Source organism: Bradyrhizobium sp. SZCCHNGR1005 (assembly GCF_032489995.1).
Classification (GTDB): Bacteria; Pseudomonadota; Alphaproteobacteria; order Rhizobiales; family Xanthobacteraceae; genus Bradyrhizobium.
Genome location: NZ_JAUEZC010000001.1, coordinates 420,254 through 433,673 on the forward strand (window position 1 = coordinate 420,254; position 13,420 = coordinate 433,673).

General features: G+C 64.8%; 13 protein-coding genes. 10 read left to right on the plus strand and 3 right to left on the minus strand.

The features are described from left to right. Positions 1-88 precede the first annotated feature (88 nt). The 7 genes from QXZ85_RS01975 (at position 89) to QXZ85_RS02005 (ending at position 5,182) form a co-directional block, all read left to right on the plus strand. Positions 89-874, plus strand: coding sequence for a peptidyl-prolyl cis-trans isomerase (locus QXZ85_RS01975; protein ID WP_409998175.1), 786 nt, complete (start codon positions 89-91; stop codon positions 872-874). Further along, positions 874-1,848 carry a HupE/UreJ family protein gene (locus tag QXZ85_RS01980; RefSeq protein WP_409977612.1) on the plus strand — a complete coding sequence of 325 codons (975 nt, stop codon included), beginning with the start codon at positions 874-876 and terminating at the stop codon, positions 1,846-1,848. Before QXZ85_RS01975 ends, QXZ85_RS01980 begins: the two co-directional genes overlap by 1 nt. A gap of 14 nt (positions 1,849-1,862) precedes the next feature. Continuing rightward, positions 1,863-2,468 carry a HupE/UreJ family protein gene (locus QXZ85_RS01985; protein WP_315706900.1) on the plus strand — a complete coding sequence of 202 codons (606 nt, stop codon included), beginning with the start codon at positions 1,863-1,865 and terminating at the stop codon, positions 2,466-2,468. Then, a complete protein-coding gene (locus QXZ85_RS01990) occupies positions 2,465-3,085 on the plus strand; it encodes a HupE/UreJ family protein (RefSeq protein ID WP_315706899.1) in 621 nt (206 codons plus the stop codon). Before QXZ85_RS01985 ends, QXZ85_RS01990 begins: the two co-directional genes overlap by 4 nt. A gap of 134 nt (positions 3,086-3,219) precedes the next feature. Next, the gene (locus QXZ85_RS01995) at positions 3,220-3,459 is read left to right on the plus strand and encodes a hypothetical protein (protein ID WP_315706898.1); all 240 of its coding nucleotides are present in this window, start codon (positions 3,220-3,222) and stop codon (positions 3,457-3,459) included. A 156-nt stretch (positions 3,460-3,615) separates the two neighbouring features. Further along, positions 3,616-3,807: a hypothetical protein gene (locus QXZ85_RS02000; protein WP_315706897.1), complete on the plus strand. Its 192-nt coding sequence runs from the start codon at positions 3,616-3,618 to the stop codon at positions 3,805-3,807. 238 nt (positions 3,808-4,045) lie between these two features. Continuing rightward, positions 4,046-5,182 (plus strand): hydrolase, encoded by a 1,137-nt coding sequence (locus QXZ85_RS02005; RefSeq protein ID WP_315741656.1) that lies wholly within the window; start codon positions 4,046-4,048, stop codon positions 5,180-5,182. 54 nt (positions 5,183-5,236) lie between these two features. Here QXZ85_RS02005 and QXZ85_RS02010 read toward each other — a convergent pair whose 3' ends face one another. Both QXZ85_RS02010 and QXZ85_RS02015 read right to left on the minus strand, forming a co-directional pair. Further along, entirely contained in the window at positions 5,237-6,787 is a 1,551-nt protein-coding gene (locus QXZ85_RS02010; protein ID WP_316173492.1) for an aldehyde dehydrogenase family protein, read from the minus strand. Positions 6,788-7,141: 354 nt separating this feature from the next. Then, positions 7,142-8,290: a YihY/virulence factor BrkB family protein gene (locus QXZ85_RS02015; RefSeq protein ID WP_315767429.1), complete on the minus strand. Its 1,149-nt coding sequence runs from the start codon at positions 8,288-8,290 to the stop codon at positions 7,142-7,144. Positions 8,291-8,606: 316 nt separating this feature from the next. Here QXZ85_RS02015 and QXZ85_RS02020 point away from each other — a divergent pair, with 316 nt between their 5' ends. Then, on the plus strand, positions 8,607-8,858 hold the full coding sequence (locus QXZ85_RS02020) for a DUF3551 domain-containing protein (RefSeq protein WP_315706893.1): 252 nt from the start codon (positions 8,607-8,609) through the stop codon (positions 8,856-8,858). A gap of 24 nt (positions 8,859-8,882) precedes the next feature. Here the strand turns inward: QXZ85_RS02020 and QXZ85_RS02025 are convergent, their stop codons facing one another. Then, entirely contained in the window at positions 8,883-9,443 is a 561-nt protein-coding gene (locus tag QXZ85_RS02025) for a carboxymuconolactone decarboxylase family protein (RefSeq protein WP_315706892.1), read from the minus strand. Positions 9,444-9,932: 489 nt separating this feature from the next. On the opposite strand from QXZ85_RS02025, the gene QXZ85_RS02030 reads away from it, so the two are divergent. Continuing rightward, positions 9,933-12,017 carry a TonB-dependent siderophore receptor gene (locus QXZ85_RS02030; RefSeq protein WP_315741659.1) on the plus strand — a complete coding sequence of 695 codons (2,085 nt, stop codon included), beginning with the start codon at positions 9,933-9,935 and terminating at the stop codon, positions 12,015-12,017. A 174-nt stretch (positions 12,018-12,191) separates the two neighbouring features. Further along, a complete protein-coding gene (locus tag QXZ85_RS02035) occupies positions 12,192-13,388 on the plus strand; it encodes a PepSY-associated TM helix domain-containing protein (protein WP_315741660.1) in 1,197 nt (398 codons plus the stop codon). Positions 13,389-13,420: the final 32 nt, after the last annotated feature.

The following is a 13,420-nucleotide window of genomic DNA, read 5'->3' on the forward strand; positions in this document are numbered from 1 at the left end:
TATCACCTCTGCCGTTCCCTCCGATCACAGCAGCAGCAAGCAAGATGAGCGAATCGCGCGCAGCACACGCTCGACGTTCTACGCAGCAATGCAGAAACTCGCTCGCGAGCCGCTGCTGCATTTCGCAGTGCTGGGCGGCCTGATCTTCGCGGGGGATAGGGTTCTTCACCCGCCTGCGAAGGACGATAAGGTCATCGTCGTCACCAAGGCGATGCGCCAGTCCTTCATCGACAATTTCGACGAGGACAAGGAGCGCAAGCCCAGCGACGCCGACATTCAGAAGATGGTCGACGCCTGGGTCGCCAGTGAAATCCTTTATCGCGAGGGCAAGGCTCTCGGCGTCGATCGCGGTGACGAGATGATCCGTGATCGCGTCGCGTTCAAGCTGCAACTTCTGATCTTCGACCAGGTCCGCGTGCCGCAGCCGACCGAAGGGCAGTTGCAGGCCTGGTTCGCCGAGAACCACGCCCGCTTCGACGCGCCCGAGCGCGTCGGCTTCTACCTGACGCCCGCGACCGATCAGGCTATTGCGCAACGACAGCTCGAGGACATCCGCGCACAGCGCGAATCCGAAGAGCTGCGCGATCAGACCCGCGCGATCCTCGGCCGCCCGGTCGCCAGCCTTGCCGGCGCGTTCGGCCAGAGCTTCAGCGACGGGCTCCAGAAACTGTCGCTCGGCGAGTGGAGCCTCTTGCAGTCGAAGGACGGCTGGCATGTCGTGCGGCTGGATTCGCGCGAGCCCGGCACGCCGGCGAAACTCGACGATGTCCGCGACGATGCTGCGAAGATGTGGCAAACCGAAGAGACGCGCAAGCAGGCGTGGGAGGCGGTGACCCGGCTCAGGGCCAACTACAAAGTGCGGTACGAGCCGTGATCAGCCTTCGGTATCTGCGGATCGCGCTGCTGCTTCTCACGGCCCTGACCGTTCCTCGCGCGCTCTTCGCCCATGAAGCGTCGCTGGGCGTGCTCGAATTCCGCGAAGTCCGGCCCGGCGCCTTCATCGGGCTCTGGACGATGGAGCCGACCGCCGGCGCCGACCATGTCGACCTCAAGGTCCCCTCCCACTGTTTCTTGCGCCTGCCCGAATTGAACTGCGGTGAGAAGGGGCTGGTCGGCCAGATCACGATCGGCAATCTCGGCGCCGACATGTCGGCGGCGCTGATCAAGATCATTCCGCTCAAAGGCGAGCCGCGCAGCTACACGATCTCGACGGCGAACCCGGTGGTCACGGTGCTCGGCACCGACGCGCCGACGCTCGACACCTGGCTCGAGCTGGCCAAGACCTATATCAATTACGGCATCGATCACATCCTGCTCGGCGCCGACCATCTGCTGTTCGTGCTCGGCCTGATCTGGATCGTGAAGGGCGGCTGGCGCCTGGTGAAGACGATCACGGCCTTCACCGTCGGCCACTCTGCCTCGCTCGCCGCCGCTGCCTTTGGCGTGATCGGCGTGCCGGAACGCCCGCTCAACGCCTGCATTGCATTGAGCATCGTCTTTGTCGGCGTCGAGATCATCAAGCAGCAGCGGGGCGAGATCGGCCTGACCGCGCGCTACCCATGGGCGGTCGCCTTCACCTTCGGCCTCGTGCACGGCATCGGCTTTGCGAGCGCGCTCGCCGGCCTCGGGCTCGAGCGCCGCCTGTTGCCACCGGCGCTTCTCTTCTTCAACATCGGCGTCGAGATCGGCCAGCTCGCCTTCGTGCTCCTGGTGCTTGCGCTGATCTGGGCGCACCGCCGGCTGAATGCGGTGCTGCCGAACTGGGGCGAGGCGCTGCCCGCCTATGCCATCGGATCGGTCGCGATGTTCTGGTTCATCGGCCGCCTCCTCATCGTCCTTTCCACATGACCCGCGATCGAATCATGTCACTGCGACATCTCCGCACGCTGCCGCTCGCCGCGGCTGCCGCTCTCCTCACCCAACCCGCGCTGGCGCATGAGCAGGCCGATGTCGGCGGCGGCCTTGCCGCCGGACTGCTGCACCCGCTGACCGGCGCCGATCACCTGATCGCCATGGTCGCAGTCGGCATCTGGGGCGCGCAGCTCGGCGCGCCCGCCATCTGGGTGCTGCCGATCACCTTCCCGCTGGTGATGGCCCTCGGCGGCGTGCTCGGCATCATGCATGTAGCGCTGCCGATGCCCGAGGTCGTGATCGCGCTCTCGGCGCTGGTGCTTGGCGGTGTCGTCGCGCTGCGGCTGAAGCTGCCATTTGCTGCTGCGGCGGCCGTCGTCGCAGTGTTCGCGGTGTTTCACGGGCACGCCCATGGCGCCGAGCTGCCCGGCTCCGCCAACCCGCTTGCCTATGGCATCGGCTTCGTTGTCGCCACCGGCCTGTTGCATCTCTGCGGCATCGTGATCGGCACGTTGACGCGCTGGCCGGCCGGCGAGCGCGTAGTGCAGGGCCTTGGCGCCGTCATCGCGTTGCTCGGCGGCTATTTTCTCGTTCATAGCCTCGGAGCCTTCGCATGAGGCGCGCTCTCAAGCCCGGCCTGATCGCACCCGCCTTGTTGCTCGCGCAGGCGCAGGCGGCGGACGCCCATATCGTCGCGATTCGGCTGGGCGATTTCTATGCCGGCGCGCTGCACCCTCTTACCGACCTGCAGGACGTCTTGCTTTGGCTCGCCATAGGCCTGCTCGCGGGATCGCTAGGTGCACTGCGCGGGCGCTGGCTCGTGCTGGTGTTTCCGATCGGGCTGCTGGCAGGCCTCGCGCTCGGCGAAAGAATCGGAGCGATCGCTGCCAATCCCGCGGTTGACGCCGTTATTGCGGTCGTGCTCGGCCTGCTGCTGGCCGCTGCTGCACGCGTGCCGACCATCCTGCTGTGCGTGATGGCCTTCGCGATGGCCGTGCTGCGCGGTGCGGCCAATGCCAGCGACCTCGCCCCCAAGACGGATCGGCTGCTGTTTGCGTCCGGCCTGGCCTGCGCCGGCTATGCCGCGATCACCCTGATCATGGCGCTGACGCTCGCCTTCCGTGGACCGCTCGCCGACAGTTCGAAAGCCTGGCGCGGTATCGCGCTCCGGGCGCTGGGCGGCTGGATCGCTGCAATCGGACTGATGATGGCGGGCCTCGCCTTCGCCTCGTAAGACCGGTCGCTCCGTCCCGCGCTGAGCGGAGCCTGCAATTGGGAATCCCTGCCCTGTGCGGAGGAGGAACAGCAGAGGGGCACGGCAGATTCTCTTCGGAGCGAGGTGCAGATGCCTATCGTAAGCGCTCTGCGATGAAGAGTTTGGAGCGTTGGGCGATCACGGTGTTGCTGGAGGCCGGCGCCATCCGTGAATGCGAGACGCATGGCTGGATGCAGGATCGCGCCGATCCGCACACCCGTGCGCGCGCACGCATCATGGCCTGCGACGAGATGCCACCGGGAATCTCTAAAGAAGTGGCGATCGCTGCTGTCGAAGACGTACTGGCTTCCATCGGAGACACATGCCCGGACTGCGATAAAGACGTGACATGATCGCGGTTCGGACTCAGAGGACCCGAACGGCAGTCCAATACTACCGAGCCGGCAGCTGTGGCGGCTGCAAGGACCGGCACCGCGGATACTCACATAAGTGATTCCACAACGGAGCCGCTCTCGCCTACGCTCGATACCCGATGGGGAGATCGCGCCTTGGCCAAGCCACCGGAGCCGCCACAACGCAAGCCGTGTCCGACCTGCGGCAGGCCGCTCGCCACGCGCGAGCAGAACGACGGAGAGCCGGAGCTGATCTGTCCGACCTGCGACGGTCCCGATCCGCTGTACTCACCGAAGGCGATCGGCTGGACCAAAGGATCGCTGCAGCCGCCAAAGCGGCCGCACTGAGTTCACCGCGAACGCCGCCGCTCGACCTTGCTGCGGCTATTACCGACCTCCTTGACGCCTTCGTCAGAGCGCAACGCACGAATCTCCAAAGCAGTTCCAGCATCATTGCTGCCGGAAGAAGGCGTAATCCATCGGGTTCACCTCGCCCGGCTCCGGTGAGCGCGCCGCGCGGAGCTCTTGTCGCCCGCCGGAATCGCCGTAAGCTGCGCGTCCCAGCGGACCGAGGATATTGGTTCTGATGAGATCGAACGACGCCCGCGAGCGCACCGACGATGCGGCCACGACGCCCCTTGTCCGATCCGACGCGACCATCGTTCGGCGCTATATCGTGGTGATCACCGTCCTGTTCCTCATCCTCGTTCTGCCGCTCTCGGTGGCGCTGATCTGGGTGGCGCATCCATTCCATGCGCTCGCGACACCGGCCCAACTCGCAGCGATCCAGACCCGCAATCCGGATGCCGTTATCCTGCCGGTCGACCTGCGCTACAATGCCGCCTTCAAGCTCGCCCGGGTCGCAGAGCAGCAGCCCGAGATCATGTGTTTCGGCAGCTCGCGCGCCGGGGGCTTCCGCGCCGAGATGTTCCGGCCCGCGCGCTTCTACAACCTGTCGTTCACCGCCTGGACCACCGATCAGCTCCTGGACGTCTTCGACCGGGCAACCCGCGAGTCCCGGCCACGCGTTGCGATCCTGGAGCTCGACTACTTCCTGTTCACCGAGCGATGGGAGCGCTGGTTCGCGACGACGCGGACGATGATCCACGACCGTCCGTTCCGTTATGCAATGGCGAGTCTCGGCACATTCCTCCGCAACGCCGCAGCCAATCGTGTCCCGTTCGAGGCTTATCGCAGCGCTCCGACGAATTTCATCGGCCCCGAAAGCGTCCGCGCCGAGGAGGGATTTCGCAGCGACGGTTCCTATGTCTATTCGGCAGGACATATCGACTCCGCCCATCAGCACTATCGCTCGGCCGATTTCTTCGCGAGCTCGGTCCCGGCCGGCGCCGCAATGTCCGCGCGCCTGCAGACGCCGATCGCGCAGCTTGCCGAAATCGCACGCGAGCGCGGGATCAAGCTCATTGCCGTGCAACTGCCCCTGATCCGTGCCGGGGTCGACCTGCTGGACCACGACGAGTCCTACCATTCGCAAGCGGGCACCTGGCGAGACTTCGAAAGCGAGAAGACCAGGGCGTGGCTCGCTCGCCTCGGCGTCCCGCTGTTCGATCTCGCTCACTCGCCGATCGACGACGATCCGGACAATTTCGTCGATGCCATCCATTTGTCCGAGGGTGGCATGCGCAAGGCGATGCGCGAGTTGTGGGCCGATCCCGGATTTCGTGCCGCGTTCGCTGGAATCGATCTATCTCCCCAGAACTGATGGCCCGGCGGCGCAAGCGACCGGGGCGCCCGTCCTTCCGTCTATGCGCCGAACTCACCCGATATCGAACCTCACGCCCTGTGCGAGCGGCAAGGTGCGGCCGTAGTTCACGGTGTTGGTGGCGCGGCGCATATAGGCCTTCCACGCATCCGAGCCGGATTCGCGGCCGCCGCCGGTCTCCTTCTCGCCGCCGAAGGCGCCACCGATCTCCGCTCCGGACGGGCCGATATTCACATTGGCGATGCCGCAATCGGAGCCGGATGCGGACAGAAACAGCTCGGCCTCGCGCAGATCGTTGGTGAAGATCGAGGAAGACAGGCCCTGTGGCGCCGCGTTGTGCATCTCGATCGCCGCGCCGAGATCGCGATACGGGATCGCATAGAGAATCGGCGCAAAGGTCTCCTGCATCACCGGCTCGGCCTGCGCCGCCATCTCCACCAAGGCGGGCCGCACGTAATAGGCCTGTTCGCAGCCGCCAACCATGACGCGCTCGCCGCCGACCACGGCACCGCCGTGGTCTTGCGCGGCAGCAAGCGCCGTCTGCATCGCCTGATAGGCCCTGGCATCGATCAGCGGCCCGACCAGCGTGTCCACCTCCAAGGGATTGCCGATCATCACCGATGTATAGGCCTGCTTCAGCCGCGGCAAAAGCCGCTCGTAAACGTCCGCATGCACGAACAGCCGGCGCAGCGTCGTGCAGCGCTGTCCGGCTGTGCCCATCGCGGCGAACGCGACCGCGCGCAAGGTCAGGTCGAGGTCGGCGGACGGCGTCACGATCGCGGCATTGTTGCCGCCGAGCTCCAGAATGGCCCGGGCGAAACGGCCGGCCAGGCGCGCGCCGACCACGCGCCCCATCGCCGTGGACCCCGTGGCGGAGACCAGCGGCACGCGGGCATGATCGACCAGCATCTCACCGACCTCACGGCCGCCGAGCAGCACGGCGCTGAGCCCGTCCGGTGCCTGGCCGCCCGCGCGCCGATATCGGGCGATCGCGCGCGTCAGCAAGGCGTCGGTCGCAAGCGCCGTGAGAGGCGTCTTCTCCGAAGGCTTCCAGACGACACTGTTGCCGCAGACCAGAGCCAGCGCCGCATTCCAAGCCCAGACCGCCACCGGAAAATTGAATGCCGAGATGATGCCGGTCACCCCGAGCGGATGCCAGGTTTCCATCATCCGGTGCTCGGCGCGCTCGGTCGCGATGGTGAGACCATAGAGCTGGCGCGATAGGCCAACGGCGAAGTCGCAGATGTCGATCATCTCCTGGACCTCGCCAAGGCCTTCGGACACGATCTTGCCGGCCTCGATCGAGACCAGCCGGCCGAGTTCAGCCTTGTGGGCACGCAACTCCTCGCCAAACAGGCGCACGAGTTCGCCTCGCTGCGGTGCCGGCACCAGGCGCCAGCGCAGGAAGGCCGCATGCGCCTTCTCGATCCCGAGCCCGACCTCGGCAGCGCTGCTCTCGCGCACATGGCCAAGGATCTCGCCAGTGATCGGTGAATGCGCGGCAAGCGTACCGCTTGTGATGCTGTCGGCTGCGATACCGAGGGCCGTCAGCAGGGCGGCGGCTTCGGATGCAAGGTTCGGATGCATGTCAGGAATGGGGGACATCGCGAGAACTCCTGGTCGCTTCACCTGGCCGTTGAGGCGCGGCGGAAGGCTTTATCGACCAGGTTGATAGATCAGATCGCGCCTTGGCGCGACCACCTTGCACGCGCGGCATCGATCTCGGGCGCGTCCGAGTTCTACATCTAGGCACCCTCCGCGACGAGCGAGGCGCAACCCGGATATCGCCTCGATCTGGCGGGCGCTGCTCGCCAAGGCAGCGACCGATGGCCGACGCGGCGTCTTCCTACCGCTGGCGCCGCGGCCCGAGACTCTGCGGACGCTCGGTCTGACCACCGCACTCCAGGCTCCTGAGTTTTCTGGTCAGACGACTTCCATGCGAAGACGAGCTCGGCCGGATCAGCTCGCAGCTCCGATCGTATCGGCCACGGCGCCGCGCGTGCCGATCGGCTTGGCCGCACCGGTGGTGGTGTCGCGCGCGGTCTGACGCTCCAGCTCCGCATCCAGTTCGGCCCCGACCAGGATCACGGTGGCGGAGATCCAGAGCCATGTCATGAAGCCGACCACGGCGCCCAGCGAGCCGTAGGTGGCATTGTAGCTGCCGAAACTCGCCGTGTACCAGGAGAACAGCACCGAGGCCACGAGCCACAGCGCCGCCGCGAGCGAGCTGCCCCAGCTGATCCAGCGCCATTTCGGCCGTTCCCGGTCCGGGCCATAGCGGTAGATCAGCGCCAGTGCCAGCGCGACGCAGACGAAGATCGCGGGCCAGCGTCCGATGCGAAGCAGACTATCAGCGGCGCTCGACTGCCCGACGTAATTCAAGACAATCGGGACCACCACGATCGTACCGAGCGCGATGATCGCGAACAGGATGGCACCCGCCGTAAACAGAAGCGAGATCGCATTCAGCTTGATGAAGCCACGCCGCTCGCGCTCGCCATAAACGACATTGAGAGCGTCGAACAGCGACTTCATCGCCGCGTTGGCGCTCCACAGGGAAATCGCAAGACTCACGACGAACGTAATGCTGAGCGCCTGCGATCCCTTCGATGCGACCCGTGTCAGCTGGTCGCGCGCGATCTCGATCGCCCCGCCCGGCAATATGCCGTTCATCTGCCCCAGATGCGCAGCGATGCTCGCGGGATCGGCAAACAGCCCATAGATCGCGACCAGCGCAGCCAGGCCGGGAAAGATGGCGAGCAGGCTGTAAAACGTCATGCCCGCGGCGAAGGCGAGGACGCGGTGCTCGCTGACGTCCTCGTAGAGCCGGACAAGAATGTCTTTCCATCCGCGCGGCGGGATCTCCGACGGCGAATTGGCCAACCGGCCATGGCCGAGTTCTTGGTTGGATTCTTGGCCGGATCCTTGGCCATATCCCTGGCCGAGCTCCTGTCCCCGGCCGGAGCGTCCGCGATCGGTCTGGCGCTGACCGAGATACTGGACCAGGACCGCAAGACCCAGCAACGCCAGCACGCTGCCGGTACCCGGAAAGCGAATGGGTTGCGCGGCGACTTCACTCGCGCCGGAAGATTTGGACCGTCGGAACATGTGATTGTCCGTGCTTATGCGTGAAGCAACCGGACCCATCCTGGATTGTTCCCGCACGCCACGTAGAGCGGCGCACGGATGAACTGAACCAGGCGTAAGCGACACTAAACCGTTGTCGGCACCACCCGCCTGTCATGGCGGAGTCAGTGCCGCCGACCGACCACCGCCAAATGAGATCGGCAAATTGGATCGCAGTGCAATCGCCAAGTGATCACCGCCCAATCACAACAGATCCCAAGCTATCGCGGCGGGAGGAACGGCGACGAGGCACACCGCGTTGAAAGGCCATCATATTCACCCTCTGTGGAGACACTCCATGCGCCGTCTGTTGCTTGCCACCCTCTCCACGCTCGCGCTGGTCGCGGGCTTCGCCTCGCTGTCGCCAGCCGACGCCGGACAGGCCCGCTATTGCCTGCAGGGCCGCATCTGGGGCTATCCCGGCAACTGCCAATTCTCCACCTACCAGCAGTGTCAGGCGTCCGCATCCGGAACCGATGCCTATTGCGGCATCAATCCTGCACATGCCTACGCCCGCCAGCGCGGCCCGTATCGTGGCTATTATCGCTGATGAGCCACGGCTCCTCGCGCGGCGTCAGTCGGGGACCGGCACGTCGAACGTGTTCAACGTGACGGAGACCATGCAATAGACTCCGACGAGATAAGACAGTTCGGCCGCACCATGCGTTCCGAACTGTTCGACCGCCGCGCGGTAGGTCAGTTCAGGCAGCACGCCGCCATTGACCAGGGCCGAGGCGACATCATAGGCAACGGCTTCCTGCTTGGTCAGGTCGACCGGCCGCTGGCCCGCAACGATCGTTGACAGCTTCTCGTCCGTCAATCCGCGCTGCTCGGCGACGAGAACGTGGGCATAAAGCTCATACGCCGAGCGGAAGTGTGCCCCTGTCACGAGTATCGCGACTTCCCGCACGGCCGCCGGCAACGATGGCGCTGCGACCATCGCCTTCACCAGCTCCCAGACCGGCTTGCCGAACTTCGGCTCGCGGAGCCACGGATTCCACGGCCCGAGCAATGCGCCATCGGCGCGGAGGTTGACGAACCCTTTGAAGTGATCCCGCATGCCCTTCTTCATATCCTCGTAGAGGGGCTTCTGTTCGTCGCTCAGTTCATCCGGGCTAACAATCGGCAAACGCATGTCGCTCTCCTGTTGATGTCGTAACGCTGACTGCAATTGCGCACGCAATCAAGTGAAGTTCCCGTGACGCGTGTGATCGCAGCGCGCGAGGCCGGCGAGCCGAAGTCCGGCACGGCGGCGCCTGCTCAACATCGATGCAACGACCTTCACGTCTCTCTTAGAGCAATTCAAGTCCACGCGACATTCTCATGAGCCGCGGTGACTGATAGAGGCACCTGGTAGCCTTGGTGGACGTGGAAGTGAATTGAAGTGACGAGACGAACTGATTGCCGGCTTGGCGCCCCATGCGATCGAGTCGGCAAGCGACTGAATGCCGTGGCCGGCACCGTCGCATTGTTGGCCGATATCCTCTCTCCAACCTCAAGCGCCAACGCGCAATCGACACTGCCGGCGGTGACGGTGGATGCCCCGGCGCCAAAGCGGAAGATGATACGAACAACTGCAGATTCTCCGCGCCAGGTCGGAGCGGCTGCGACGCCGGGGCACACCGTGCCACCGGCTCGCGCCGAGCCAACGCGCTCCGAGCGCGCTGCCGCTGCAGCCGCAGCGCTCACCGAAGCCAAACTCGGCTATCGCGCGATGCCCAGCGCGACGACCTTGCGCAGCGGCGCCTCACCACTCGACACCTCGCAAGCAGTCAATGTCGTTCCCGAGCAGGTGCTCAAGGACCAGCTGCCGCGCAACCTCGATGACGCGCTCATCAACGTCAGTGGCATTACCCAGACGAACACGCTGGCCGGCACCCAGGACGCGGTGATACGCCGCGGCTTCGGCGACAACCGCGACGGCTCGATCATGCGCAACGGCATGCCGCTGGTGCAGGGCCGCAGCCTGAATGCCGCAGTCGAAAGCGTCGAGGTGCTGAAAGGACCGGCTTCGCTGCTCTACGGCATCATGGATCCCGGGGGCATCGTGAACACGATCAGCAAGCGCCCGGAGCTTTACCAGCACGGCTCGATCACCCTGCTCGGATCAGCCTACGCCAACAGCCGCACCGGCGCGGACGGCACCATGGACATCACCGGCCCGATCGGCAATGGTGGCCTCGCCTACCGCTTCATCGGCTATGGCGTCAGCGAGGATTATTGGCGCAATTTCGGACGCCACCGCGAGATGCTGGTGGCACCTTCGCTGGCCTGGTACGGCGACAGCACCACGGTGCAGCTCAACTATGAGCATCGCGAATTCATCTACCCGTTCGACCGCGGCACAGCGTTCGATTCGACGACGAAGGCGCCGCTCGCCATTCCGGCAACCCGCCGCCTCGACGAGCCCTTCAACAACATGTGGGGCCGCTCCGAGCTGATCCAGGCCTCGGTCGAGCAGAAACTCAGCGAAGACTGGAAGGTCACAGCGGCGTACAGCTACAACACCGAGACCTACAACGCGAACCAGCTCCGGATCACCTCGGTTGACGCCAGGACCGGAGTCGAGAAGCGCAGCGATGACGGCACCTCTGGCGCGCTCTCCAGGGTGAGCTACGGGACGTCCTACCTGCAGGGCGGCTTTTGGCTCGGCGGCCTGCGCAACGACCTCCTGGTTGGAGGTGATGCGCAGTATCGCACGATCTATCGGCAAGATATGATCCGGCAGGCGACAGCGAGTTTCAACTTCTACAATCCGACTTACGGCCTGGTTCAGCCTGGCACGACGGTTTCCGCCAGCGACAGCGACCAAACCGACAAGCTCGGCCAATACTCGCTATTCCTGCAGGACACGCTGCATCTGACCGAGCGGCTCGCCTTGGTCGCAGGCGTCAGGTACATGGACTACGAACAACTGGCCGGCAAAGGCCGGCCATTCGTGACCAATACCAATCTGGCCGGCGACAAGGCCCTGCCGCTCGGCGGCGCGATCCTCAAGCTCAACGAGCAACTTTCGCTCTACGCAAGCTATACTCAATCGCTCAAGCCCAGCTCGACGATCGCTCCGCTGACGGGGGGCGTCGTGATCGGCTCCAACGTCGCTCCTGAAGAGGGCACATCGTGGGAGACCGGACTCAAATTCGATATCGACCAACGCCTCTCCGGCACAGTGGCCATCTATGACATCGACAAGAGAAACGTGCTGGTTTCCCAGCTCAACACGGCGACCGGTCTCACCGAGTACAGCGCCGCGGGCAAGGTCCGCTCACGCGGGGTCGAGGTGGACGCCACCGGCAAGCTATCCGACCATTGGAGCATGATCGGCAGCTACGGCTATACCGATGCGCGCGTGATCGACGATCCGACCTATGCGGGCAACAAGCTGCAGAACGTCGCCCTCAACACGGCTTCGCTGTATCTGGTCTACGATTTCGGAACCGCCCTGCCCGGCCGGCTGCGGCTCGGCGCCGGCGCGCGCTACGTCGGCGATCGACCGGGCGATGCCGCCAACAGCTTTGTGCTGCCGTCCTATGTGGTCGCCGACATCTTCGCGACCTACGAGACCAGATATCAAAACCTGCCGCTGATCTATCAGCTCAACGTCAAGAACCTGTTCGACACCGTCTACTATCCGTCGGCCAACAGCATCCTGACCGTCGCGATGGGCGATGCACGACGCGTGTCGCTCTCGGCGACAGTGAAATTCTGAGGCATCGCGGAACATGCGCACGAGCCGTCAAGCTAGAGCTATTACAAACTGGATGGTACCGGATTGGGTGGCGGGTCGAAGGACGCGTCGCTATGGTTCGACCGCTGGCGACCATCTGCGCCTGCAGAACATTTCCTGATCTCGACATCGCCACGCCCGCAGATTCCGACGTACATGGTCAAGTCTTTCGTCAAGGCCGCGCTGCTGGAGTTGCATTCGGTCATTGGTCTGGTGTTCTCGCTGGTGCTGACGGTGATCGGGATCACCGGCGCGATCATGAGCTTCGAGGATGAGATTCAGGCGAGCCTCAACCGCCCGCTGATGAAGGTCGAAGCGCGCGCCGCAGCGAAGCTCGCACCGGACGAGTTGTTAGCGCGGCTGCAGGCGGAGCATGGCTTCGGCAGGGTGTCGGGCCTGACGATCCCGAACAACCCGGCGGCCGCAGTGCTCGTCCGATTTCCACGCAGCGAAAGCAGAGCGCGGCCCTCCTCGGTCTATGTCGATCCATATGATGCCCATGTGCTCGGCGTGCCCAGGGGGGCAGATTTCTTTGCCACCGTGCGCCGACTGCACCGCTGGCTACTGATCCCCGGCGACGGCAACGGCTATGGCCGGCAGATCACCGGCGTTACCGTGCTCGGCCTGATCGCCCTTATGATCTCGGGGCTGGTGCTGCGCTGGCCGCATCGCGTCACGAGCGTCAAGATGTGGCTCAAGCCCAACCTGGCCTTGAGCGGACGCGGCCTGCATTGGTCGCTGCACGCGGTGATCGGCACCTGGCTCCTGCCGATCTATCTGGTGATCGCGTTGACAGGCCTGTGGTACTCGTTCGAATGGTACAAAGCCGGCGCAACCTGGCTGCTGTCGCGACCTGAGACGGCTTCTGCGGCCATCGCCTCCAAACCGTCCCGCACATCGCGCGCGACCGATGCGAACGCCAGTGCCGCTAAGCCGGAGGCGCCACTGAACCTCGATCGCGCGTGGGAGGCCTTGCTGCGCGCGCAGCCGAACGGCTTCGTCACGGCGCAACTGATCCTGCCATCGGGCGCGGGCACGGTCATCCGCGTCCGATCATGGCACCACGACGGACTCGACGGTGCACGCGACGAATTCCGCATCGATGCAACAACCGGCCAAATCGTCGCCTCCGAACGCTATGCCGACAAGACGACCGGCGAGCGGATTCTGGCCCGCGTGCTCGATATTCACCGCGGCAGCATCCTCGGCTGGCCGGGTAAACTGCTGTTCATGTTTGCCGCGGCCCTGATGCCATTGTTCCTCGTCACCGGCGTCCTGCTCTACCTGTCGCGCCGGCGTCACCGGCACCTGAGACGACGCACGCCCACCCCGAGCCTCGTTACGGGTGAATGAACAGCGCGAGCAGGCTGCCAGCACCTTCTCGC

Excerpts from the sequence above, each read along its gene's own strand:
- QXZ85_RS01975 (WP_409998175.1), top strand. The coding sequence starts at position 89 with ATGCAGAAACTCGCTCGCGAGCCGCTGCTGCATTTCGCAGTGCTGGGC.
- QXZ85_RS01985 (WP_315706900.1), top strand. The coding sequence starts at position 1,863 with ATGTCACTGCGACATCTCCGCACGCTGCCGCTCGCCGCGGCTGCCGCT.
- QXZ85_RS01990 (WP_315706899.1), top strand. The coding sequence starts at position 2,465 with ATGAGGCGCGCTCTCAAGCCCGGCCTGATCGCACCCGCCTTGTTGCTC.
- QXZ85_RS01995 (WP_315706898.1), top strand. The coding sequence starts at position 3,220 with ATGAAGAGTTTGGAGCGTTGGGCGATCACGGTGTTGCTGGAGGCCGGC.
- QXZ85_RS02005 (WP_315741656.1), top strand. The coding sequence starts at position 4,046 with ATGAGATCGAACGACGCCCGCGAGCGCACCGACGATGCGGCCACGACG.
- QXZ85_RS02010 (WP_316173492.1), bottom strand. The coding sequence starts at position 6,787 with ATGTCCCCCATTCCTGACATGCATCCGAACCTTGCATCCGAAGCCGCC.
- QXZ85_RS02015 (WP_315767429.1), bottom strand. The coding sequence starts at position 8,290 with ATGTTCCGACGGTCCAAATCTTCCGGCGCGAGTGAAGTCGCCGCGCAA.
- QXZ85_RS02020 (WP_315706893.1), top strand. The coding sequence starts at position 8,607 with ATGCGCCGTCTGTTGCTTGCCACCCTCTCCACGCTCGCGCTGGTCGCG.
- QXZ85_RS02025 (WP_315706892.1), bottom strand. The coding sequence starts at position 9,443 with ATGCGTTTGCCGATTGTTAGCCCGGATGAACTGAGCGACGAACAGAAG.
- QXZ85_RS02035 (WP_315741660.1), top strand. The coding sequence starts at position 12,192 with ATGGTCAAGTCTTTCGTCAAGGCCGCGCTGCTGGAGTTGCATTCGGTC.